This is a genomic window from Desulfitobacterium dehalogenans ATCC 51507 (assembly GCF_000243155.2).
Lineage (GTDB): Bacteria > Bacillota > Desulfitobacteriia > Desulfitobacteriales > Desulfitobacteriaceae > Desulfitobacterium > Desulfitobacterium dehalogenans.
The window spans coordinates 2,404,646-2,427,126 of record NC_018017.1; the positions used below are offsets into that span (position 1 = coordinate 2,404,646).

Sequence of the window (22,481 nt, forward strand, 5' to 3'; positions counted from 1 at the left end):
AAAGGTACGGGAATGCTATTGGAAATGGGCAAAAGGATAGAAAATTACTCGCGTTCCTTTAGGTACAAAGAATCCAGATGGCGATGCAAACGCTTCAACACCCTTTGAAATTGAAAGGAATGTAGAGTGGAAATATTAATGATATTCGCTACTAGACTCATTACTCTTCCATGAGGTTCTAAAGCAATGGAATAGCTAACCTTCGTTCCGCCATTTTCCAGTTCCTCAAGGTCCCACCAGCTCTCGCCAACGACGACACCCTGATAATAACGAATATCTATGCGACTTGGAAAGGTTAAGGATATTGTCTCGCAACGGAACCATCCCCCTGAAGCCCATACTTCAATCTTAGCATGGAGATTATCACTGGGCTTTTCCAAGATTCGCACTCGAAATTCTCCTGGCCACCACTTTTTATATCCCGGAATGTCCGCAAGCAAGGGATAGATCATTTGTGGTGAATAGGGATATTCATAGGAATCCTTAGCTTGAATTTTGCTCATCTTTTAGTCGTTCCCTCCTGCATACTATCTTCTCCGCGTGGACTTAAAAGCTCATTTTTTCGTTTTTCTGCTTAATAAAAAGATAGTAACTCCTGAGCCAATCCCGACGAGAAGGACCCGCACCCAAAATATTTCGATAAAAAACACCATAGAAATTGCTAAAGAAAGCCATAAGCATGAGATAGATACAGCTTTAGCACGCAAAGTAATTCCTTTATCTTCGTAATAATCCTTAAGATAAGGTCCAAGCCATTTACTTTCCAACAGTCTCTTATGAAGATTTGGGGAACTTCTCATATAGCATGCCCCTGCCAATAATAGGAAAGGAGTCGTGGGGACTACAGGTAAGAACACACCGATAACGCCAAAAATTACACATAGTGTTCCAATCCCAATCAAAATCATTTTCATCATTTACTTTTCTTCTCTTCCTTCCCATGACTTATTATTGAAAATCATTCCCACTCTTTCCATACTTCCGGTTGATAACCTACTGTTGCTTTCCTGCCATTTCGGACAATAGGGGTTTTATAGAGTTTAGGATGAGTTAAAAGAAGTTCTTCACGAATCTCCACGCCCCTAATTTGATCAAGTTTTAGAGTTTTATATTCTTTCGCATCTTTATTTATAAGTTCATTTAAAGAGATAGTGGATTTAACACTCTGCAGTTCACCTTTACTTAAAGCTTTTTCATTGAGATCGATAAATTGAAACTTAATATTTCGTTCTTTAAAATATCGTTCCGCCTTTTTGGTATCAAAACATTTTTTAGTTCCAAAAATCTGTATATTCAAAAGTTCTGCCTCCTTAATAAGGAAATCCTTTAATTATAATTTTGCAAGTATTGGGTACTCCTTTAAAATAGCATAAACTATTAGATTTCGTCCATCTATTGCAATTTTTAATCTTACCCTATACATTCTGATTAATGCAAAAAAGGCTTTTCCAGACAATGTTTTCATTATCGGAAAAGCCTATCAGGGTGTCTATGCTCTTCTTAGTTCATCCCATTGATGGATGACTCTCAGCATATTATCTTGAATACTTGAGGCATAGATTGTCTCCAGCCAAGTAAAGTAATTTTTAATTATGATCTGATCCTCATGACAAAGTTCCATATATGCAACTAAAGGCATGTATTCAGTGTCATAAAGCAAGGAGGCGACAAAGAGCTCTGCGAAGAATTCTCCCCCATCTTCAGGGTTCATCTGGTAATCATCAAAAATTTGCTTGACCATATTCATAAAGCCCGGAGGCATCACCTTTGTATCTTCTGTTATCGAATAATGCAGAATGTGAACCAATGCATGGAGAATAGGAAGTAATAACTCCCTTTCCATATTCGGTTGAAAAACCCCCAGGCAATGAAGGCGCGGAATGGTCATTAGGGAACCTTCTCTTAATTTTAATCTGAAACTTAATACAGGGACTAAGAGGGGGTTCTTCGTCAAGCTATTAAAAAACACAGGATAGTCTTCTTTGAGAAAGGATAAGGCACAATCCATCTCTTTACATAAAGCATCTTTTTTGCCCCAAGTGTCCTGCTTCCAAGTCGTAGGGCTCTGCTCCGCTAAGGATAATATTTTGAGAAGTTCCAGCACTTCACCTTCAAAGCTTGAAAAACGGATAGTTTCGGGAAGTCTGCCCAAGGTATAACACAGCCAGAAAGCTAAGGAATCTTCAGGAGGAATCGTCATATACAAGCATCGAGCTTTATAATATTTAAACTGGATATCATCAGCCCATTGACGCAGATACAAAATAAAAGCTTCCAAGGCATGCCTATCCGCATTGGCTAATCCCTCAGTTACCTCCTGAAGAAATTCTATTGCCTCTGCAGGACTCCTCATGGTTTTAATTTTCTTTTGATAAGCCAGGTATTGCTCAGGTTGCGTTCCACGATTCGGAACCTTGCTTTTCCGAAACATCTCAATCACCCCTCATTTAGGTTTCATGATAGAGTGTTCGAGATGACAAGGAAATTTCCCTTGGTAAATTTTGTCTATTATTTAAGCTATTCGGAATATAATGGGGTTTCTTTACTATCGTCTTTATACAAAAAAATAATCACTTTAAAGAGATCCCCATCCACTTCAATTGTAAAGCTCCCTTTTTGAATTTCAATCAGACTCGTGACGATGGACAAACCAAGACCGCTTCCTTGACTGCTTCTCGATTCATCCCCACGCTTAAAGCGTTCCATCAGCTCAGAAGAGGATATATTCAGTTCATAGGCCGAGATATTCTTGATGGTTAACCTTACTCCAGGACCCATGTCCTCCAGATCAATATATACTCTTGAACCTTCCAGAGCATATTTAAAAATATTGGACAAGAGGTTTTCTATGGATCGCCAAAGGAGCCTCCCATCAGCCTTGACCCAAATTCTTTCCCGGGGATAATTGAATTTAAAATCCAACTTACGTTCTTGGATTTTCTCATCCACTTCTCCTAAACCTTGAGTCAGCAAGGATACAATATCAATTCTCTCAAAGGTCACGGGAATATCCCCGCTGGAGGCTTTTGCAGCTTCAAAGAGGTCATCGGTCAACACCTTAAGGCGCTGTGATTTTTGGTCGAGAACCTCTACATATTCTTTTATCTTCTCCGGGTCTTCTTCCGTTTTTAATAAATCAACATAGGTTATGATGGAAGTTAATGGAGTTCGGATATCATGGGAAACATTAGTGATTAATTCAGTTTTTAAGCGTTCGCTTTTAATCTCATTCTCCACGGCCTTGTTTAAGCCATCAGTTATACTGTTGATATCTCCAGCCAGTTGAGCAAACTCTCCCCTTCCCTTGATATTAATTGTCGTGGCAAGGTCCCCTTCCTTAACCTGTCTAACCCCCTCTTTAATGGCCTTGAATTCTTTGACTTTCTTAAAGGACAACCATACAGCCAGACCGATGGTAATAGGAAACATGAAAAAGGTTAAGGCAACGCATAAAGGGTAACCGATGGCGAGGATGGCCACCTTCATTCCCAGACTGCCGCTGTCATAAATGGCTTTGATACCGGAAAAGAACTTATGAAAAATCGTATAAACCAAAGTGTGTTTGAAGAGGGTTCTATTCTTAATATGCTTAACCAGGGATAGGACAAAGATCAACCCTAAAGTTGCTATGACCAGAGTAGTGGGATAGATAAGGACGGCATTTTGACTTCGATACAGCTCTTCACAGGATGCAAACCATGAAATAATCAAGGCTAAACAAATCGCTACATTAAAATCATTATAGAGGCGATCGAGTGTATTGAGATGGATTTCTTGATCATCCTTTGAATTTCTTCCCCAGACGGCCAAGAGATAGATAAAGGAAGCTATGAGTCCTGCAAGATAAGCTACTATCCGATAAAGAGCATAATTAGCGACTTCTTTGTCTTCCTGCCATTCAGCAATCCGAGGATTTAAAAACTCATCCTCAAAACCGATATACAAAACATCCGGATTGTCTTGTGAATAAACGTCAGGAGTAATCCAATGAAAACGCGGATTCTCTTTAATCTCCTGGGGATAGACATTCTGGATAAATCCTTCAAATAGCATATAGGCGGGATAAGAAGTATACCCTTCTTTCGACAACTCTGCATGATTGGTCAGCTCCAACTCCCCGGATTTTAGGAAATAATTCAACCCCTTATAGCTTGCTAACCGCTGTAAAGTCGTTTGGTAATAATAAAGATCTTCTTGAATCAGACGTTCTTTTTCTTTTTCTATCTCTTCTTTATAAGCTTCCAGGAAAATTTGATAATTTTCCCTGTCGGATAGATTTGGATTATAAATCCCCGACTGTACCGAACTGGTAGTGCTGGAAGCAGACCGTTGGAAAACGCCCTCTTCTACATGCTCCTCGATTACTGCTGAGCTTCTGTCGCTGTTTACCTGAAACTCCCAATAGAGGCTGTCAATTCTATTTCTAAGTCTATCCTCTGAAATAGTTCCTCCAGCTAAAATATTTTCCTCACTCTTATATCTGCTGAGTGACCTTAGGTCGCTGATAATAGTGTTACTTTCATCAATGAAGCCTTCTCCTAGATAATAGCTTTTTTCCAAGGCTACCCCAAAGTGGCTGCGATTAATGACATTGAGCACTAAAGTAATGACTTGAGTAAAACAAAAGATCACCAGCACAAAAGCCAGAGCTTTGGCAATCAGTGAATGGCTAAAGCTTCTCGATTTTATATCCAATTCCCCACACCACCTTCAAATATTTGGGCTCCTTCGGATTGATTTCTATTTTTTCACGGATTTTTCGAATATGAACGGCTACTGTATTCTCCGCACTGAAGGCTGCCTCATTCCAAACGTTTTCGTAAATCTGATCAATGGAAAAGACCCTGCCTGCATTGGCTGTCAGCAGTTTTAAAATTTTATACTGGACCGGTGTCAGCTTGACTTCCTCTCCGTCCACAGCGACACATTTGCTTTCGTCATCGATCATCAGACCACCGGATTGATAGACATTCGTCTTTGTTTCCAAGCTTCCTAAGGTTACATACCTTCTCAGCTGAGATTTGACCCGGGCGATTAACTCCAACGGATTAAAAGGCTTCGTAATATAATCATCCGCACCCATATTTAAGCCCATGATTTTGTCCGTGTCTTCAGATTTAGCCGAAAGCATGATGACCGGGATATTCCGTTCTTCCCGAATTTTCATCGTGGCTCTGATCCCATCCATTTGGGGCATCATAATATCCATGATTACCAGGTGGATAGCCTGTTCTTCGATAATCTCAAGCGCCTGGAGTCCGTTGAAGGCTTTATAGATCGTATAGCCTTCATTGGTTAAGTAGATTTTGATTGCTTCTACGATTTCCTTATCATCATCGCATACCAAAATATTCATGTGTGGGGCTCCTCTCACCAATCAATTCGTACAAATTATACCACGTCCTTTCTTATTCTTTAGGACTATGGTAACCATTAATTCTTATCATTCTTCCGATATAAATCTTAATAACTTCTTAAGATTCCATTCCTGATGTATCAAGTCCTCGATCCTATTCGCATCTTGCGTAATCAACTGATAAATTATCCCTGGTCAAATAGATTATTGATTGCCCTTAATAAACAAGATGACCCGGGAGGTGCTCCCGGGTTCATCTTTTTATTCTAGATCCATAAACCTATATTGATTTACAAATTTCTCGATAAGCATAAAAAATTCATTTCCCTTACAACTTTCAAAGCAGGTCAGCTCTTTCGTATAGACTGGGTGGCATCACACACCTGGACCAATCGTTTACCGAGAAGCTGTAACCGTTCCAAAGCAAATTCATCTTGGTCTGCAGGACGATGTGCCGCAACTCCATGATGCCCTGCATCTTTTTCCCCAAACCCATCCCCCACAATCACCATTCCTTGCACCAGCATAATGTCATGGAGTGCTTTTATAGTCGCTTCCTGTCCACCATATTTTGAGCCTCCGACGGTTACCCCGGCACCCACTGTATTATAGAGCCAGAATTCCCTCCTTAGCTTTCTCGTTTTATCAAAAAATGCTTTCAATTGAGCTGTCACTGTACCAAAATAAGTAGGGCTGCCTATGATCACGCCGTCTGCTTTTCGCAAAAGTTCATACCCTTCCTCAAGCGGTGTTCCCTTGTAGCATGCCCCGGTACAAGGGTTACTACAAACCACACAAAAGGGCTGTTTTACAGAATTGACTAATTCAGCAACTTGAATCAATTGCGTATGGGCACCAAGGGTGCTCGCCTGCTCCAGTATTTTATCAACTAAAAATGCTGTATTACCCTTGGCATTCGGGCTACCGTTGATCCCGATGATTAACAAATGACCCACCTCATCTTATAAGCATTTCATACAGTCTATACCAAATCAACTTAAAAGTGATTATATAATGTGAAATGTTCTACATTAATTCCTTATAAATCTCTTAACTGAAGATGGTTTAAAGGGATACCAACTTCCAGTTTTCCATACTCAGGCAATCCACAGATTCGTGCATTTTCTTGAGTAGCAAGGCGATAGACTTCTTCTTCAGGGATTCCAGCTTCCCCCATCCAAATTATTTCATCTAGAAATGAGTCACCATGAGGTACTGTATAAGCTCCCGCATCGGTACCAATCCCCAAGCGCACACCAGAATTATAGGCCTCCTTAATCCGAGCAAGGTGACCTTTTAATATTTTAGATAAGGTATCCATTTCATGGGCGGAGTATCTGTCTGAAGGGTATTTTAAGAGATTACCTATAGGGGCAACCGTAGGGATCCAGGCGATACCTCGGGCTTTCATCTGCATTAAGTGCTCAGAAGTCATATAATATCCATGCTCTATGGAATCCACTCCTGCTTCAATCGCTCTGAAGATTCCCTCTTCCCCACTGGCGTGGACCATCACCAAGATTCCTCTTGCATGAGCGGAGGTGGTTAATTCCCTCAATTCCTCCACACTCCATTGGACTGGTCCAACCTGTTCATACTGATTAAAGGATATAATTCCAGTGCCGATTACTTTGAGTTGGTCTGCACCTTGCTGGAAAAACTCTTCTTTAGCCCGGTGCCAGTCCTGTATGCTTTGGAAACCTCGTCCAAGAAAGCGTCCATACATGCCAAGCCGAGCTACAGCTTCCCGCACTGAAACCACCCTGGGGCCTTGCCACTCTCCATTTTCAATTCGCTTTTTGGCGCACCAGGCGAAACCCGGTAAATCACCACCATCCCGGATAGCAACAACACCTGACCCTAAATAATGGAGAAGAGTATCCTGAATCCCCTTCTCCATCAGAGAAGGGTTATGCCAGTTTTCGAGACATTGGTAAAAATCAATGCTATCCAAAGCTAAATGCACATGACTATCAATAAAGCCTGGCATGAGAAGATAGGGTTGCCAGGCAAAATATTCTTCTGAATAAGCCTTTGGGCACTCCGTGTCTGAGGAACATGGACAAAGAGAGCTCACTCTCCCCTTTTCCCATTTTAAATGAATGGGCCCTTTAACTTTGCCTGATTCAGGGGTCCAATACCCACCAATTACCGCTGAACCCTGTTCCGGTACTTCCACGATCGTTTTCTCTCCGCTGCAGGAAATAAACATATCTGCTCCTTCTTAAAGTCAGTTCTCACGCCGAGTAATGAGTGTAAAGGTCGAAGAACCGATAGCCACCAGATTATCGTCTTCGTCGTAGACATCAACTGTCCCCATAAAAAGCCGTTTGCCTTCTTTGACAAGGTTGGCATAAGCATAAATATCTGAATCCGCAACGGGTAGAAGATAGTTTACCTTCAACTCAACTGTCACCGCATAGTGATCCGGACCTATCACTTCATTGACAGCCACACCCATAGCAGCATCGACCGCTGTGGCGATGATGCCTCCATGTACATTGCCATGAACTTGTTTTAGCACATCCGTATTGGTGATCTTAACACCTTTTTTCCCTTGATCATTGGTAACGATGGAAATACCAAGGTGTCTCCATATATTACTTGTTCCTAAAGCTTCTAAACTTGCCATGCTTTCCCCCCCACTAAAACTTCCTGTCATCCACCTGCTCAAGCCATTGATTAATTACTTCGACGACAGATTTAATGCATCCTTCTTGGAAGGGAGAAATCAAATGACCCAGATCCACTAGATCCAGGAAGGACATGCTGCCCCCGACTCTGCACAAGCTTAAATAATCCTGCCAGGCTTCCTGAGAAGCCATACGGGATTTCTGCCAAAATTGAAACGCGCAAATCTGAGCTAAGGTGTAATCAATATAGTAGAAGGGATTGCCAAAGATATGCCCCTGCTGATGCCAATACCCTCCACCCTCAAGATATGTGTTGCCTTCATAATTCCGATGGGGAAGATATTTTCTCTCGATTCCACGCCAGGCTGCTTTTCTCTGTGCAGGAGTGGCATCGGGGTTCTCATAGACAAAATGCTGGAATTCATCCACGCTAACTCCATAAGGTATAAAGAGAAGAGCTTCACTGAGATGATGAAAACGATATTTATCTGCTTCTTCTTCGAAGAAAAGCTCCATCCAGGGCCAGGCAAAAAACTCCATGCTCATAGAATGGATTTCGCAGGATTCGTAGGTGGGCCATTGATATTCGGGGAGAGTGTGATGACGACTGGAATAGACTTGAAAGGCATGACCCGCTTCATGAGTCAAGACATCCACATCTCCTGAAGTTCCGTTAAAATTAGAAAAAATAAAAGGAGCTTGATGCTTGCTGACATAGGTACAATATCCCCCACCAGCCTTCCCTTTTTTGGTGACCAAATCCATAAGCTCATGGCTCACCATATATTCAAAGAACTCCTCAGTCTCTGTTGATAATTCTTTATACATCCTTCTTCCCTGCTCGATGATCCAATTCGGTTCCCCATGAGGCTTGGGATTACCTGAATTAAAGCTTGTTTTTTCATCATAGTAAAACAAGTTCTCCAAGCCTAGGCGCTTCCGTTGACGTTCTCGTAAACGCGAAGCTATAGGTACGATATCTACTTGAACCTGCTTACGGAAATTAGACACCATTTCCGAATCATAGTCTGAGCGTAGCATCCGTGCATAGCCCAATCCCACATAATTGGGGTAGCCCAGCTTCCAAGCAATTCGTGTCCGAACCTTAACGAGCTGATCATAAATAGTGTCCAAAGTTTCTTCATGTTCTTCAAAAAAAGCATATTTCGCTTCATTGGCTCTTTTCCGAAGGATTGGATCGGTGGATTGTAAAAAGGGTCCTAAACCGGAAAGATTACGCTCTTCCCCTTCAAAGAAAATCTTAGCCGAGGCAATAAGCTTAGTATATTCAGTGGATAGTTTATTCTCCACTTGTAAATCCTCAATAATTTCAGGTATAAAGGTCTTTAGGGTTAGTTCGGCAATACGAAAGAGTTGCTTGCCCCATTTGTGTTCTAATTCCTGGCGAAATGGGGAGTCGATCAACACCTGATAAAACTCAGAGATTAATCCCTGGTAGATAGGCAAATTCTCATCGAAAAATTCCTGTTCCCGCTCATAGTAGGCATCATTGGTATCAATAGTTTGGCGTATTGAAGCAATTTGGGACATGGAGTCAAACTCTCCGCGTAAGCGATTGATATCCATGAAGATACGGTCTTGCTCGTGGAAATGTTCTGCTCTCTTAAACTTCTCAAGCCGATCTTTAAATTCTCCTTTGAGTTTTTCCATATCAGGACGTGAATAGGGAAAATCTTCGAATTTCATCTTAAAACCCCCAACTAAATAGCCCACCCTATGGTAGGCTTAAATATTTTAGTCTGCTATACCCAAGACACTCTTGGCCTTTATGTCCACATAGTCATTGAATTCATCCCCGCTATGGGCTTTAACCTTCTCAAAGCTATAGATTCCCCGATACTGATTCATCATCTTGGCATAGGCTTGGGTAAATTCATTTTTTGCTTTCCATTCTCCTGTAGCCCAAAAAGCGATTCCGGCATAATCATGAAAAATACGAATTTTGACCCCAAGCTGAGAGGCTTTTTTTACAGCGTAGAGAGCCGCGGCAATCTCCCCTGCCACATTGCGCATGGTCGCCGCAGCAGAGTTCTTACCCACGTCTGCATCTTCATAATGAACTTTGCCGTTTTTAACAAAAGCATAAGCCCAGGCATATTGACCATTAACATAGCTTCCGTCGGTATATACATCATATTCAGCTATAAAGGAGTGATCCTCTGTGTTTAGCGGGTCACTGAATGTTTCCCCGTTGAACCATGCCTGGGCCTCATCTAATGTGGTAAAGGATCGGTAGACCGCTCCAGAAAAGCCATGGATGGCCTTCTTGCACTCTTCCCAGGAAGAAAATACTCCCTTATCCCGACCGGCACGGACAGCGTAAAATTTAGGTTTTTGGGTCCCCATAAAAAATATTCCTCACCTGTTATTTTTTCTTCAATGTTACCATAGGGATGACTTGAGAGGCAATAGGCCTTAATGAGCGGCCTGCTCAAGATCCGAGGCGATTTTCTCCAGGAGTCTGTTCATTTCCTGCTCCACACTCAAGGCTTCCGTATCACACCATTCGCCCCAAAAACCTTTACGATCTGTGAAAATCCTATATATAGGTATGCCCTCTTCAGCCATAATTTCTTTGGCTTCTTCAGGTAGGCTATCGCTAATCTTTGTAGCTAAATCCATAGCAAGACAAAGGGTATCCTCCCGTTGAGATAATAGTTCGATCGTTTCAAATCCTACACCAGAGGGTGACTCTTGATCATAAAAGAAGCTCATAATGACGCTTTCTTGATTCTCCAGGCTTTCATGTCTTTCTTGGTTTTTCTCCATAGAAAATCCCTCCCAATCCCAGGTTCTATTTAGTTTATCCCTCCGGATCCGTTTTCACTCAGTCATTTAACCTAAGCCAGAAGTTCCAAGGTGTAGGTTAGCCCCATGGCAAGGGAACCTACCAATCCAAAATAAAGAATGGCAAACTGTACTCTTTCCTTTAATGGCACCTGATAATAGGCTGATAGATCATGTCGCTTTTTCCATAGATTGTAGACTTGAACTAATCCCAAGAACACGATAATCAAAAGGATAGGGTTAAAGGACTTAATCAAGAGATAGATCAAGACAGGGATTCCCACGAGCCATAGATAGGGGGAGACTGCAGAAACAATTCGCCCTCCATCCAAAGGATGAACAGGAAGAAGATTAAAAATATTAAGGAAGAACCCGACATAAGCGAGAACCAGAGCCAGTTCATACCCTGTAAACCAGTAGAGCATCAAGCACAGCACAGCAGCCAGACTCCCAAAAAGGGGACCGCCATAACCAACTTGAGCTTCAGTCACCGCATCTTTTGGGTTTTCCTTCATACCGATTAATGCACCCACGAAAGGAATAAACACAGGGCCTGATACGGCTAAGCCAACCCGCTTCGCTGTGAAGTAATGACCCATTTCATGAATGAAGAGTAACGCTACAAATCCCAAGGCAAATTTAGCGCCATAAAATACGGCATAGATCCAGATCGTAGCCACCATGGACACCGCAGTGGTGGCAAACTTACTAAGCTTAAGAAAGACGAAGAGAAACTTGAATTTAGACAATAGGAAAATGATAATAAATTTCCCCTTCGTCAACAAAGGAATGGCGAAGGCTGCTGCAGCCCATAAACCCTTTTTGTTCCCTGTCTTGGATGTTTTGTTTTGTTCGTCAAGATACTGTTCATCAGAATATTCATCCTGATAAACAATATCTTGATCCGCCCCATCGTATTCCGAGGAAGAGGAAAAGTCCTCTTCTCTTCCCTTCTCCTGATCCAGCTTATCGATAATCCATCCCTCCTTAGCATTTACTTTTGCAGGGTAACCGGCCATGCCACTGCACCTGCAATGGATGAAAAGCGTCGTCCGGATCGAGTAGCTTTACTCACAATGAACCTTCGGGCGTGAGCTCCTGAAACCCTCCACTGGAGGCTTTCTTCATCGGAGCTCACGTACTCTATAGCTCCAGAGCTGATCAACTCGCTTTCTTAACAGCATCTGCGGCGGATAAGCGTTCTTTGGAGAATGCCGCCTTGAGCGAAACTGTCCACTGGACACTTTCGACGCCAAACCCCGCTGCTTTCTGCATGTGGCCGCTCCTGCACGTCCATGTGCCCGCGGCATCAGGACCTCCATGTCCAAGCAACCAGTGGCTACGCTACGTTAAGAAAGCCTCGTTGACCCGGTCGCTCCTCCGCTTAAAGAAAGGTGAGTGAAGCGAAGCAGAAGCCTTAGCAGCCTTATACACAGTGAAGGCCGTTCCCTTTTGTGCGCAAAGCTACGTTCATAGGTCTATTCAGCTCCCATTTTGGGCTTTTTAAGGACTTTCTTGGAATCCGCTTGCAACTCCTTTACGGAGCAGTGACACCCGCTCCCCTTTTCATGATGATCCCCAAAAGGCTTTCAATAGCGAAGAAATCCGGCTATTGTCCTGTAGCGTGTATATAGTATTCCACTCCTTAGGAAAAAGCCGCTTGTAGGATAAGCGGGTAAACCTTTCATCTATTAAGAGTATTGCTCCCCGATCCTGTTCTGTTCGTATGACTCTCCCACAGGCTTGGAGTACTTTACTCATCCCAGGATACATATAGGCAAATTCAAACCCTTGGCCATAGCGTTCTTGAAAATAAGCACGAATAATGTCCCGTTCCGCTCCTATCTGAGGTAGTCCCACCCCGACGATAACAGCTCCGGACAAGCGATCTCCAGTAAGATCGATTCCTTCTCCAAAGATTCCCCCAAGCAGGGCCAATCCCACCAGACTCTCTTGAGGGTCCTCCTGAAAAGCTTGCAGGAACTCCTCCTTATCTTCTTCGGTCATCCCTGTAGTTTGAGGCAAAACCTTAAATTCGGGATGGACCTGGAGAAGCCTTTCCTGAACCCGCTCAAGATACTCATAAGAGGGAAAGTAGACCAAATAATTTCCTGTTTTACCCTCAACAAATTGAGTTATAGCATCGACGATTGAATCCAAAGATAGGGAACGATGAGTGTATTTGGTGGATATTTGCTTCTGAAGCATAAGGCAAAGATTTTCGGGAGGAAAAGGAGAAGGTAATTGCAGCTTATAAGACTTTTTCTCTCCCCCCAAAATCTGAATAAAATATTCCAGAGGACTTAAGGTGGCTGAGAAGAAAATGGCTGCTCTCCCTTTGTTTAAGACCTGAGCCAGTTGTTTGGAGGGATCAACACAAAAGAGTTTAACACGAACATCCTGCTCCGGACATTGATAATACGTAACGTAATGCTCATCATAGCTTTCAGCGGTTCGCAGAAAGGCTTGAATATTAAAGTACAGTTCCGTTAGTTTCTCTTTCCAAGGTGGATTTTCCTCTTTCTTAAAAAACTTCTCCGCTTCGTTCACCACCCTCTCCAAGGAAGAGTAAAGGGATGTGGGGGCGTCTTTTTCCACCTCAAGACCTTGTTTTTTAAATTTTAAAAAATTCTTGTTGACCGTTTGGAGCCTCTTCCCAAGAACCGGTTCCTCATCCTCTACAAGATTCTTCAGATGGAGGAATTCCTCCTTGTTTAATTCAGCGGAAAACATTTCCCGTGCCCGCTCCACCAAATTATGAGCTTCATCAATTAGAAAGGTATAGTCTCCGCCTTCAAGGAAAAAGCGCTTGAGAAACACTCTTGGATCAAAAACATAATTATAATCACAGATAACTAAATCAGCCCAATTAGTGAGTTCAAGGGAAAATTCAAAGGGACAGATGGAATAGCTTTTGGCATAGTTCTCAATCTGCTCCCGATTCCAAATATCGCTCTGAAAAATATCCTCCAGGGCTGGCCCTAAGCGATCATAATATCCTTTGGCATAGCTGCAATTTTCCGGTGTACATTCCCTCTCGGGACAAAAGCATACCTTATCTTTAGCCGTAAGAGTGACCCTCTTAAGAGAGAGCCCTTGTTGCTGGAGCATAAGGAGAGAGCGCTCAGCTACGGTGCGGGTGATGGTTTTAGCCGTTAAATAAAAAATGGGGGGCTCTTGCCCTACTAGGAGAGCTTTTAAAGCCGGAAAAATCGTCCCTAAAGTCTTGCCAATACCGGTAGGGGCTTGAGCATAAAGCTTATTCCCTTCTCTAATCGTCTTATATACTGCCACAACCAGCTCTCTTTGGCCTTTACGATAGGTAGGATAGGGAAATTCAAGCCGGGAGATGCTCTTATTGCGTTGCTCGGTCCAAGATAAAAGTCGATTAGCCCAGGCACAATACCGATCCACAAGATCCCTAAAGAAGAACTCCAGTTCTTCTCTGCAAAAGGACTTCCTGAATTCTTTAAGTTCATGGGTCTCCAACTGTATATAGGTTAGCTGAACCTGCACCTGAGCCAATTCTTCTTGCTTTGCCACTATATAAGCATAGCACTGAGCTTGCGCCCAGTGCAAATGATTATAGGATTCGTCAATCAGATCCAAGTCCAGGGATGTGGATTTAATCTCTTCGATGACAATTCCCGATTCATTTCTAAACATCCCGTCTGCTCGCCCATGGATTTCTAAGCTAAAACCATCCTGATGCACCATTGTCCGTAGAGTCACTTCAGGCTGATAGTCTGTTCCCCGCTCCTTTTGTAGGTACTGATGGGCATAGATTCCTTCCACCATCCTGGATCCACTCATGAAACCCATCTGTAAATCACCCTGTCGTAAGACGAATTCAACCAGGGTCCGAACAGAAACACGTAGTTTTTTGTCCAAGACTTAATACTCCTGACTATGCTAAATCTTTCGTTCCTTGATAAATCAATGTAAACAATTCTTCCAAATCTTCTTCTTCCACACAAGAAAAGGCCACTCGAATATCTGATTCACCTAAAGCGATTACGCCCACTCCATAATTGTGGAGTAAATGCAGACGCAATTCTTCAGCCTTTACTCCTTTAAGCTTTAAGCACATAAAATAGCCGGAATTAAAAGGATAATAGTCCCAAAGATCTTGATAGTCACCGCGATTTAATAGCTCTTTGACCTTTAAAGCCCGGCCCTCCATAATCTTATACTTCTCTTGCTTTTGCTTTATAAAATCAGGGGATTCCAAAGCGTGAAGGACAAACGTTTGTGCCGGGTGGGAGGCATTAGAGATCGTCCCACGTATTATAGCCTTAGTCTTATTCTCCAGTGCATTGCAAACCACCGAGCTTGAATCCGCAAAAGTGATGAAACCAACCCGAAATCCCCATACATACTCTTCCTTTGTCGGGCCATCCACCTTAACTGCTAAGATACGTGGATGGATATTGGCAAGTCTTCCAAAAAGGGATTCTTTAATAGAGTCCTCATAGAAAAGTCCAAAATATGCATCATCGCTTAAAACCACCAGATTAATTCCCTGCTCCGCTACTTCCAGTAAAGCCTCCACAATGGCTTGGGCCTCTTCCTCAATAGGTGTATAACCAGTTGGGTTATTCGGAAAATTGAGAAGCAAAACAGCCTTGCCTTGTTCTTTTTGTGCCAAGAGAACTTCTTTCATACCCTGGGTATTGAATTGTCCTTTATCAGTGAAAAAGGTAAAGTTTTGTAATCTAGCATTCCTACGGGTCCCAAAAATCATACTGTAATTACCCCAGATCTTATCAGGAAGCACTAATACATCTTGTGGATTTAAAAAAAGGTCCGCTACAATACTCAAACCATGGGTTAAGGCGTTGGTCACAATAGGTTGACTCATGGTCTTTCCCTGTAAAGAGGGATTATCTTTAAACAGTTTTTCTCTCCAGACAGCCCTAATTGAGGGTTTTCCTGCAGGGGGCGCATAAGTATAAATGTCTTGAGGATTATACTCGGACAAGGTCTCTTGTATAACCGGCAGAAACATGGGTTGCCCTTTTTCAGTTGCCATACCTATTGTCGCATTAAAGCGATAAGCTTTTTCTGTAGCCTCATCAGTCTGGGTCAATATCCCTTTCGGATAATATAAATTCTTTCCTAAATCCGAGAGCAGTTCGTATACATAAGGATTTTCTGCCCTTATCTGCTCATTAAGTTCCTTGGCAATATCATGCATGAGTGTTTCTTCCTTTCCCATAGGTGAATCCAACCGGACCTAATGCTATATTATGCTGTGAAAACCTATTCTCTTAAGATTTTTTATAATTTCACAAAGATTTTATTATGATTCGCTGTAAAGTCGACAAGTTCCTTCCTTTCGACACGAGTATATAGAATACATGAATAATACAGCCGACACAAAGATAATGACGGTTGCCTCACGACAACCGTCAACCTTAAAAAAATTCTTCCTCCGCTCGAATTTCCTTGACCTTAAAATGGGCATGGTCTAAAACTTGAGCCAGTATATCGAGAGGAGTCGTGGCCACTTCGCGATACATGCGATGAGTGTATAAATGATGGATATTTGGAAGTACCTGATTGAGGTTTTTGCGGATTTTCTCTCCGGAATCATCAGCATCCACCAAAAGATACACCTCTGAATCTTCAAGTTGGGTCGCCCATTCTTCAGTTTTTTCATAACTCATCGTCCCATAACTGCACAGTATCTCAACGGGTTCGGCTAATACCTCATGGAGTCGCTCTTTATCAGTTTTTCCTTCAACAATAATGACTTTTGACATAGTTTTACCCCCAGCTCGTCAGTTTGCTGGTCCTTACTTTCACTCAAGTCTCAGCTTAATCTCCTATTATTGAAAATAGCCTTTACGAACACCCTTAGATTTATGCGTTGCTCTCATCTTCTCAGACAATAATGTTCGAATTATTCCGAGGAGCTGCATCTGCAATTCTTTTTTCTTCAAAGCCATGAGTCTGTTCACTGGTTTTAACTGCCCATCCTTCACTCATTATCTTCGCCATAACCTGAGCAGCATTTATAGCATCATCCAGGGCAGAGTGGAGTATCCCAATTTGTTCTATAGCGTTTTCTTCAATGGCCCTCTTTAGAGAAATCAAATGGTCAAGAGAGCGATAATGCTTATATTGCTCTGCTAAATCAATATAGTTATCCCAGATAAAGGGGTATTTTAAACCATACTTTTCACATACACTACCCAAAATCTTACGATCCGCATCTCCCCAAGCCACTATAGTCGTTTCCTGATGGAGTACCAATTTCTGCAGGTGCCGAATGGCTTCTTCCAAAGGAATTCCTTGATCCACGTCTTCTTGGCGGATTCCTGTAATCCCATAGCTTTCTTCGGCCAAACGTGGCCAAAAGCGGGGCTTTACAAAGGCATTAAAGGTCTTATCCACTAATAATTTGCCGTTAGGATCAAGGACGATGGCCCCTACTTCTATGATTTCTGGAAACCAGGCTCTGGGTTTACCATAACTTCGGGGAACTGAAAATTCAAAATCCACAACTAAAAAGTCCATCTTCCAACCTCCATTCTTTGAGCACCAATGCAAGTCATCATTAGTCTAAGTATATAGGAAACTTACTTTAGGGGGAAGGGTACACCCACTTCATTTATTTTTTCGATTCGTGTCAGCACTGAAGGATGAGTATAGCTAAACCATTCTATAAACTTTGGCGGAGATAAATCAGAACGGTTCTTCAGAGCCAGATTCATCTGCAGCTGAATTGCCGCTTGAGGATCCTCGGTAAGTAAGATGGCCGTCTGATCTGCTTCAATCTCCATTTGGCGGGAAATAGAATTTTGAAGAGGAGCACTCACAAAGTTAACTAATACTACGAATAATAGAAAAACTGCCCAAACCAGAGGGGGAACATGATGTCTGGACATTTCCTGTCGGAGAACAAGGTACGCTCCCCCCCACACTAAAAAGCTTCCCAAAGTTCCTAGGAAAAGTCCCCGGGCTATATGTCCTTTTTGCCAGTGAGCCATCTCATGAGCGATCACAGCTTTAATCTCTTCCTTAGGGTATTGATTGAGCAGATTATCGTAAAGAACGATCCGCTTTGTCTCCCCGACTCCGGCAAAGTAAGCATTAGCCTTCGTTGTTCTTATACTGGCATCCATCACAAGCATCTCATCAATAGCTAAATCAGCTTTATTAGCCAACTCATTGACCATGGAGGTGATTTCGGGGTTTGCAATAGGTTGAAAATGATTAAATAAAGGAGCTACAAAAACAGGCCAGAAAAGGCTTTGTATAACAAGCCACAGGGAAAAGAAAATCCCACAGATTAACCACCAGATTCTTGGCCAGTTACGAAACGCCAAAAATAATAAGAAAACACCAACCCCGCCCAGTACAAGGTCCAGCAAGGATTCTTTGAGAAAATCCCCCCACCAGGATGGGAAGCTCTGGGTGGAAAACCCCCAAAGCTGTTGCCAATAAAAGCCGCTGAAAAAAGTAAAGGGCAGACGGATAAGGGCAAGCAGCGACCAGATCACAAGGTAAAAAGCGAGATATCCTGACCATTTTCGCCCTTGAGCCCACTGTTCACAGGCCCGGGAAAGACGGCTTCCTCGTCCCGAGGCCAGAATCCAAAGTAAGAATAGGGTCTGAACTATAAAGTTTAGGATGTATGAGATTCTTATTCCTCTACTATAATCCCGACCTTGTTCGATTTGCTCCACACCAAAAAACCGGACAGCCTCAGGTCGTATTTGACCTGGGAAAAGAGCATACCACAAATAAACAAGACTAAAAAGAAGGGCTAATGTAATCAATGAGATCCATATCATAGTGCTCCGGGTTTTCAAAAGTTAACCCCTCCTTGAAATCTGACAGTTCAATTGTCATACTTTTTAATATATGTACCCTCATATCGAATTATAGCTTCCCTATAAATTATGTCTCAATACGAGATAAAGGCCGCCCACCATCAGTACAATACCCAAAGCTCGAGAAAGATCCAGAGGGGTTTTAGCGACTCCAAGCAGACCAAAATGATCAATGATTATCCCCGTAAGAATTTGACCAAAAACGGCAGCGGTCAGAGTTCCCGCTACCCCAATTCTTTGCACCGACAGAATAGAGCAGGTAACACCTATTGCACCCAGGGCTCCTCCTATAAGCCATACTTTATGAACATGGGTAACTTGGCTAAAATTACCCTTGCCAAAAAACAGTACCGCCAGAGATAGACAGATCAAACCCACCGCAAAAGAAATCAGTGCTCCTTCAATTCCTCCGATTCGTTTTCCTAAAGTCCCATTAATAGGGGTCTGAATCCCTAACATCATCCCCCCAAAAAGCGCAACGAAAACAAATATTCCTTTCATAGACACTCCTCTTCCCTCTTGTGAGCTTAAGTCATCCATAACCTTAATGGTTCTATTATACAGCAAATCATAAAGAAACTAATACTCTCTTACATACCAAAAAGCTTGCCAGCGAATAAGGCAAGCTTTGTAGTAAAGCAAAAGAGGATCCTTTTATTTAACCCATTTTGGGATAGAAAGTTTCACATTCTGTTTCTTCTGCCGCCTGGGAAACTTCATTGCGAATCTCAACGTGGTCAGCATGGCAGTATTGATCGGTATTATAGGTACAGTTCACTGCATTACAGTGAACTTTAGGGTCCATTACCGGTTCTCCTGATACCGTTTGCTTTAAAGTCTCACTGTAATTCATATTTCCCAATGAAGAGATAAAATTACCGAGACTTTTCGAGCTAAAGGTTCCACAGAAAGTAGCATCCCCACCCGTGGTCTCTCCTCCTTGAACCTCGATCTCATCGGCCGAACACAGGCGACTACGATTATACACGCAATTTACCGCATCACATTTTAGTTGAATGCTCATAATCTTACTCCTTCCTAACACCAGTCTGTATTGAATTATCCTTAGTATTACCTGTCTTTTTCTCTTTATCCCTTTAACACAACAACAAAAAGGAAGAATCCCTTTAGCTTCTTCCTTTTTATCCATTACACATATTAAAATTAACCAAACCGCTCTTCAAATTCTTCAAGAGTCAAGAGGATTTGACGAGGTTTACTCCCTTCATACCCCCCCACCACCCCATTATCCTCAAGCAAATCGATCAAACGGGCAGCACGCGCATAGCCAAGCTTTAACTTTCTTTGCAAATAGGAGACGGAAGCCATGCCTGTATTGATGATAAGGTGACCTGCTTCAATAAAAAGCTCATCATCCGGTCCGGCGCCCTCACTTTTTCCCGATGGGTTTGCACTTAGAAATCCTTCCGGATCCAGATATTCAGGTGACCCTTGAGCCTTCCAGTGAGCTATCACTTTCTGAACTTCTTCGTCTGCAACCATACATCCTTGAACCCGCATGGGCTTATTCATGCCTTGTGGGGAATAGAGCATATCTCCTCTTCCCAAGAGCTTTTCGGCCCCGGTCGAGTCGAGAATGGTTCTGGAATCGATCTGTGAACTTACCGCAAAGGAAATCCGACTAGGAATATTAGCTTTAATCACCCCGGTGATGACATCTACTGAAGGTCTTTGGGTAGCAATGACCAAATGGATTCCGGCAGCTCTGGCCATCTGAGCAAGGCGACAAATGGATTCTTCCACCTCATCAGCTGCCACCATCATCAAATCTGCTAATTCATCAATAATAACCACAATCAAGGGCATAGCCGGAACAGTATGATTAGCCCTGATGTCGTTTTCTTGACCAGTCTCTGATGCTTTCAATTGATTATACCGTTCAATATCCCGTACTCCGGAAGCGGCAAACAATTCATACCGGGTTTCCATTTCTTTGACTACCCATTTTAATGCGGCTGAAGCTTTTTTGGGGTCTGTTACCACAGGGGCCAAAAGATGAGGAATCCCATTATAAATACTCAATTCCACCATTTTGGGATCCACCATAAGGAATTTAACCTCATCAGGACAAGTATTAAAGAGCAATGAATTGATGATGGCGGTAATACACACGCTCTTTCCTGAACCGGTGGCCCCGGCCACCAACAAATGAGGCATCTTGGCTAAATTAGCCACAATAGACTGATTGCCAATATCTTTACCTAAAGCAATTCGAAGCTTAGCAGACCCTTCCTTAAATTCCGGTGTCTCCAGAACTTCACGGAAAGGAACAGCCCTAGGGTGTTTATTGGGAACTTCAATGCCAATAGCGGATTTTCCTGGAATCGGCGCTTCAATTCGCACGTCCCGGGCAGCTAGCCCCAACGCGATATCATCTGCCAAATTGACAATGCGGCTGATCTTGACTCCGGGAGCAGGAGCCAACTCATAACGAGTAATCACGGGACCCCGAGCTACGCGGATGACCTTAGCCTGAACTCCGAAATCCTCCAGCACCTTCTCCAGATGTTTTTGAGTATCCTGATCATGAACCACTGTAACTTGAGGAAGAGGATCCAGCAACTCAAAGGAAGGTAAACTCCAAACCTTGGCCTTCTTCAATGCCTCCGTGGTTTTTATGCTATTTTCAGTAGGGTTATCTTCTTCGTTTTCCTTTTGAAGTTTAACCACTTTTCCTTCTGGATTAATTGCAGGTACTTCAGTAAGATTATTTTTTGTCGCTGCTAGAAATTCTTCCTGTTCTTCAATCGTCTCTTCAGATTGTGAGGTAAGCTCTTCTTGAATCATATATTCTTCTCTTGAAGGAAGAAATGCTTCAGGAAGAGGTGCTTCTTCATAGGCGGGAATTTTCTCTAACGGTTCAATATCTATTTTCTTAGTACTTTCATTCTTAATTTGGCTTGGAGCCATACTGCGCACAAATCCCGAGCTTAAAAAGGGATCTTCAGTAGTTCCTAGGAAAGACTCCATCTTTTCCTGGAGGACTTTCGGGTTTTCCTTTTTGTGAAGTCCTTCGATTCTTGGTTTTTCCAGAGATGATTCAAGGCTATGGAAAGGAGTATGTAGGGATTTTCCAAGTAAGGCTGCGCGTTCCTCAGGGGAAACCCCTTGGGGTATTCTACCCTCGTTCTTTATCAACTGGGCTACTTGTCCCGGGTAATGATCTGAATCAAAACCAGTTATGTCCGGTTTTTCCCACTGGCGTTTACTAGGAAAAGAAGGCTCATTATTCCTTATCTCTTCTTGTATTTCGGAACTTACTTCATCAAAATAACTTGAGAATCCCTGTATTGTTGTTAGGCGTGTTCCAATGGGTTTAAACGAGATATCTCTACCTTCTTTGAAGTATGTATCAAAATCCTTACCCAAGTCATCAAGCTCTACCAAAGGTTCCATAGGCTTCAGATCTAAATCTGAGGAGAAGTATTCTTTAAACCCTTTTAAGGGGACGAGCTTCCCTTTTGGCAACTCAATACCTTGATCAAAGAAACTCTCTTCCACAACTTCTTCTTGAAGGTTCTTTCCTTTTGTTCTTTCTCTTTCTCGAGTTCTTCCTCGAGAATAAGATTGTTTTCCCTTTGGCCTGGAACTCTGCTTCCGCTCAAAAAGTGCAGACGCCCATACACTAATGGCCAAAACAAAAAATATGAATGGCGCAAGCCAAACCTTTTCCCCAAGAGGATATTTCATCAGGTTATAAATAGCCTTACCGACTGAGGTAAATCCCAATTCCCCCAATAAGGTTAAGAATCCTAATAATGCCAATATTACAGCAACCCCTTGCCGAATAGGCAGGGTTTTTCTTTTTCTTTTCGACACAGT

Annotated in this window: 22 protein-coding genes; all 22 read right to left on the reverse strand. The window is 42.6% G+C overall.

All coding sequences use genetic code 11. The annotated features are described in order from the left end of the window. Positions 1 to 44: 44 nt before the first annotated feature. The 22 genes from DESDE_RS11595 to DESDE_RS11695 all read right to left on the reverse strand — a co-directional run bounded on the left by DESDE_RS11595 (position 45) and on the right by DESDE_RS11695 (position 22,478). Positions 45 to 503, reverse strand: a complete 459-nt coding sequence (locus DESDE_RS11595; protein WP_014794204.1) for a type II toxin-antitoxin system RatA family toxin — start codon at positions 501 to 503, stop codon at positions 45 to 47. Between the two features lie 51 nt (positions 504 to 554). After that, positions 555 to 917, reverse strand: coding sequence for a YbaN family protein (locus DESDE_RS11600; RefSeq protein ID WP_014794205.1), 363 nt, complete (start codon positions 915 to 917; stop codon positions 555 to 557). A 41-nt stretch (positions 918 to 958) separates the two neighbouring features. Further along, positions 959 to 1,297: an arsenate reductase family protein gene (locus DESDE_RS11605; protein WP_014794206.1), complete on the reverse strand. Its 339-nt coding sequence runs from the start codon at positions 1,295 to 1,297 to the stop codon at positions 959 to 961. A gap of 33 nt (positions 1,298 to 1,330) precedes the next feature. Beyond that, positions 1,331 to 1,465 (reverse strand): hypothetical protein, encoded by a 135-nt coding sequence (locus DESDE_RS22780; protein ID WP_282433501.1) that lies wholly within the window; start codon positions 1,463 to 1,465, stop codon positions 1,331 to 1,333. Between the two features lie 24 nt (positions 1,466 to 1,489). Next, a complete protein-coding gene (locus tag DESDE_RS11610; RefSeq protein WP_014794207.1) occupies positions 1,490 to 2,431 on the reverse strand; it encodes a hypothetical protein in 942 nt (313 codons plus the stop codon). Between the two features lie 86 nt (positions 2,432 to 2,517). Further along, complete coding sequence (locus DESDE_RS11615; protein WP_014794208.1) at positions 2,518 to 4,695, reverse strand: sensor histidine kinase; 2,178 nt, start codon at positions 4,693 to 4,695, stop codon at positions 2,518 to 2,520. Further along, the gene (locus tag DESDE_RS11620; protein ID WP_014794209.1) at positions 4,670 to 5,356 is read right to left on the reverse strand and encodes a response regulator transcription factor; all 687 of its coding nucleotides are present in this window, start codon (positions 5,354 to 5,356) and stop codon (positions 4,670 to 4,672) included. The genes DESDE_RS11615 and DESDE_RS11620 overlap by 26 nt, the downstream gene beginning before the upstream one ends. Before the next feature lie 347 nt (positions 5,357 to 5,703). Further along, positions 5,704 to 6,303 (reverse strand): flavodoxin family protein, encoded by a 600-nt coding sequence (locus DESDE_RS11625; RefSeq protein ID WP_014794210.1) that lies wholly within the window; start codon positions 6,301 to 6,303, stop codon positions 5,704 to 5,706. A 92-nt stretch (positions 6,304 to 6,395) separates the two neighbouring features. Next, positions 6,396 to 7,568: an amidohydrolase family protein gene (locus tag DESDE_RS11630; RefSeq protein ID WP_014794211.1), complete on the reverse strand. Its 1,173-nt coding sequence runs from the start codon at positions 7,566 to 7,568 to the stop codon at positions 6,396 to 6,398. Between the two features lie 18 nt (positions 7,569 to 7,586). Further along, positions 7,587 to 7,988, reverse strand: coding sequence for a PaaI family thioesterase (locus DESDE_RS11635; RefSeq protein ID WP_014794212.1), 402 nt, complete (start codon positions 7,986 to 7,988; stop codon positions 7,587 to 7,589). A gap of 13 nt (positions 7,989 to 8,001) precedes the next feature. After that, positions 8,002 to 9,696, reverse strand: a complete 1,695-nt coding sequence (locus DESDE_RS11640) for a M3 family oligoendopeptidase (RefSeq protein WP_014794213.1) — start codon at positions 9,694 to 9,696, stop codon at positions 8,002 to 8,004. Positions 9,697 to 9,744: 48 nt separating this feature from the next. Then, on the reverse strand, positions 9,745 to 10,356 hold the full coding sequence (locus tag DESDE_RS11645; RefSeq protein WP_014794214.1) for a ribonuclease H1 domain-containing protein: 612 nt from the start codon (positions 10,354 to 10,356) through the stop codon (positions 9,745 to 9,747). 69 nt (positions 10,357 to 10,425) lie between these two features. After that, on the reverse strand, positions 10,426 to 10,779 hold the full coding sequence (locus DESDE_RS11650) for a hypothetical protein (protein ID WP_014794215.1): 354 nt from the start codon (positions 10,777 to 10,779) through the stop codon (positions 10,426 to 10,428). 71 nt (positions 10,780 to 10,850) lie between these two features. Further along, a complete protein-coding gene (locus tag DESDE_RS11655; protein ID WP_014794216.1) occupies positions 10,851 to 11,816 on the reverse strand; it encodes a site-2 protease family protein in 966 nt (321 codons plus the stop codon). A gap of 547 nt (positions 11,817 to 12,363) precedes the next feature. Next, positions 12,364 to 14,688, reverse strand: a complete 2,325-nt coding sequence (locus DESDE_RS11660; RefSeq protein ID WP_014794217.1) for an ATP-dependent DNA helicase — start codon at positions 14,686 to 14,688, stop codon at positions 12,364 to 12,366. A gap of 16 nt (positions 14,689 to 14,704) precedes the next feature. Next, the gene (locus DESDE_RS11665) at positions 14,705 to 15,994 is read right to left on the reverse strand and encodes an aminotransferase class I/II-fold pyridoxal phosphate-dependent enzyme (protein ID WP_014794218.1); all 1,290 of its coding nucleotides are present in this window, start codon (positions 15,992 to 15,994) and stop codon (positions 14,705 to 14,707) included. A 220-nt stretch (positions 15,995 to 16,214) separates the two neighbouring features. Continuing rightward, on the reverse strand, positions 16,215 to 16,562 hold the full coding sequence (locus tag DESDE_RS11670) for a toprim domain-containing protein (protein WP_014794219.1): 348 nt from the start codon (positions 16,560 to 16,562) through the stop codon (positions 16,215 to 16,217). A gap of 121 nt (positions 16,563 to 16,683) precedes the next feature. Beyond that, positions 16,684 to 17,319 carry a 3'-5' exonuclease KapD gene (gene kapD / locus DESDE_RS11675; protein ID WP_014794220.1) on the reverse strand — a complete coding sequence of 212 codons (636 nt, stop codon included), beginning with the start codon at positions 17,317 to 17,319 and terminating at the stop codon, positions 16,684 to 16,686. Between the two features lie 62 nt (positions 17,320 to 17,381). Next, on the reverse strand, positions 17,382 to 18,617 hold the full coding sequence (locus DESDE_RS11680) for a M48 family metallopeptidase (protein WP_014794221.1): 1,236 nt from the start codon (positions 18,615 to 18,617) through the stop codon (positions 17,382 to 17,384). Between the two features lie 81 nt (positions 18,618 to 18,698). Next, complete coding sequence (locus tag DESDE_RS11685) at positions 18,699 to 19,139, reverse strand: DMT family transporter (protein ID WP_014794222.1); 441 nt, start codon at positions 19,137 to 19,139, stop codon at positions 18,699 to 18,701. A gap of 157 nt (positions 19,140 to 19,296) precedes the next feature. Beyond that, complete coding sequence (locus tag DESDE_RS11690) at positions 19,297 to 19,662, reverse strand: DUF1540 domain-containing protein (protein WP_014794223.1); 366 nt, start codon at positions 19,660 to 19,662, stop codon at positions 19,297 to 19,299. Between the two features lie 140 nt (positions 19,663 to 19,802). Beyond that, positions 19,803 to 22,478, reverse strand: a complete 2,676-nt coding sequence (locus tag DESDE_RS11695; RefSeq protein WP_014794224.1) for a DNA translocase FtsK — start codon at positions 22,476 to 22,478, stop codon at positions 19,803 to 19,805. Between the last annotated feature and the right edge of the window lie 3 nt (positions 22,479 to 22,481).

Coding starts and splice junctions, on each gene's coding strand:
- DESDE_RS11595 (WP_014794204.1), bottom strand. CDS start 503: ATGAGCAAAATTCAAGCTAAGGATTCCTATGAATATCCCTATTCACCA.
- DESDE_RS11600 (WP_014794205.1), bottom strand. CDS start 917: ATGATGAAAATGATTTTGATTGGGATTGGAACACTATGTGTAATTTTT.
- DESDE_RS22780 (WP_282433501.1), bottom strand. CDS start 1,465: ATGAAAACATTGTCTGGAAAAGCCTTTTTTGCATTAATCAGAATGTAT.
- DESDE_RS11610 (WP_014794207.1), bottom strand. CDS start 2,431: ATGTTTCGGAAAAGCAAGGTTCCGAATCGTGGAACGCAACCTGAGCAA.
- DESDE_RS11620 (WP_014794209.1), bottom strand. CDS start 5,356: ATGAATATTTTGGTATGCGATGATGATAAGGAAATCGTAGAAGCAATC.
- DESDE_RS11630 (WP_014794211.1), bottom strand. CDS start 7,568: ATGTTTATTTCCTGCAGCGGAGAGAAAACGATCGTGGAAGTACCGGAA.
- DESDE_RS11635 (WP_014794212.1), bottom strand. CDS start 7,988: ATGGCAAGTTTAGAAGCTTTAGGAACAAGTAATATATGGAGACACCTT.
- DESDE_RS11640 (WP_014794213.1), bottom strand. CDS start 9,696: ATGAAATTCGAAGATTTTCCCTATTCACGTCCTGATATGGAAAAACTC.
- DESDE_RS11645 (WP_014794214.1), bottom strand. CDS start 10,356: ATGGGGACCCAAAAACCTAAATTTTACGCTGTCCGTGCCGGTCGGGAT.
- DESDE_RS11650 (WP_014794215.1), bottom strand. CDS start 10,779: ATGGAGAAAAACCAAGAAAGACATGAAAGCCTGGAGAATCAAGAAAGC.
- DESDE_RS11655 (WP_014794216.1), bottom strand. CDS start 11,816: ATGGCCGGTTACCCTGCAAAAGTAAATGCTAAGGAGGGATGGATTATC.
- DESDE_RS11665 (WP_014794218.1), bottom strand. CDS start 15,994: ATGCATGATATTGCCAAGGAACTTAATGAGCAGATAAGGGCAGAAAAT.
- DESDE_RS11670 (WP_014794219.1), bottom strand. CDS start 16,562: ATGTCAAAAGTCATTATTGTTGAAGGAAAAACTGATAAAGAGCGACTC.
- kapD (WP_014794220.1), bottom strand. CDS start 17,319: ATGGACTTTTTAGTTGTGGATTTTGAATTTTCAGTTCCCCGAAGTTAT.
- DESDE_RS11685 (WP_014794222.1), bottom strand. CDS start 19,139: ATGAAAGGAATATTTGTTTTCGTTGCGCTTTTTGGGGGGATGATGTTA.
- DESDE_RS11690 (WP_014794223.1), bottom strand. CDS start 19,662: ATGAGCATTCAACTAAAATGTGATGCGGTAAATTGCGTGTATAATCGT.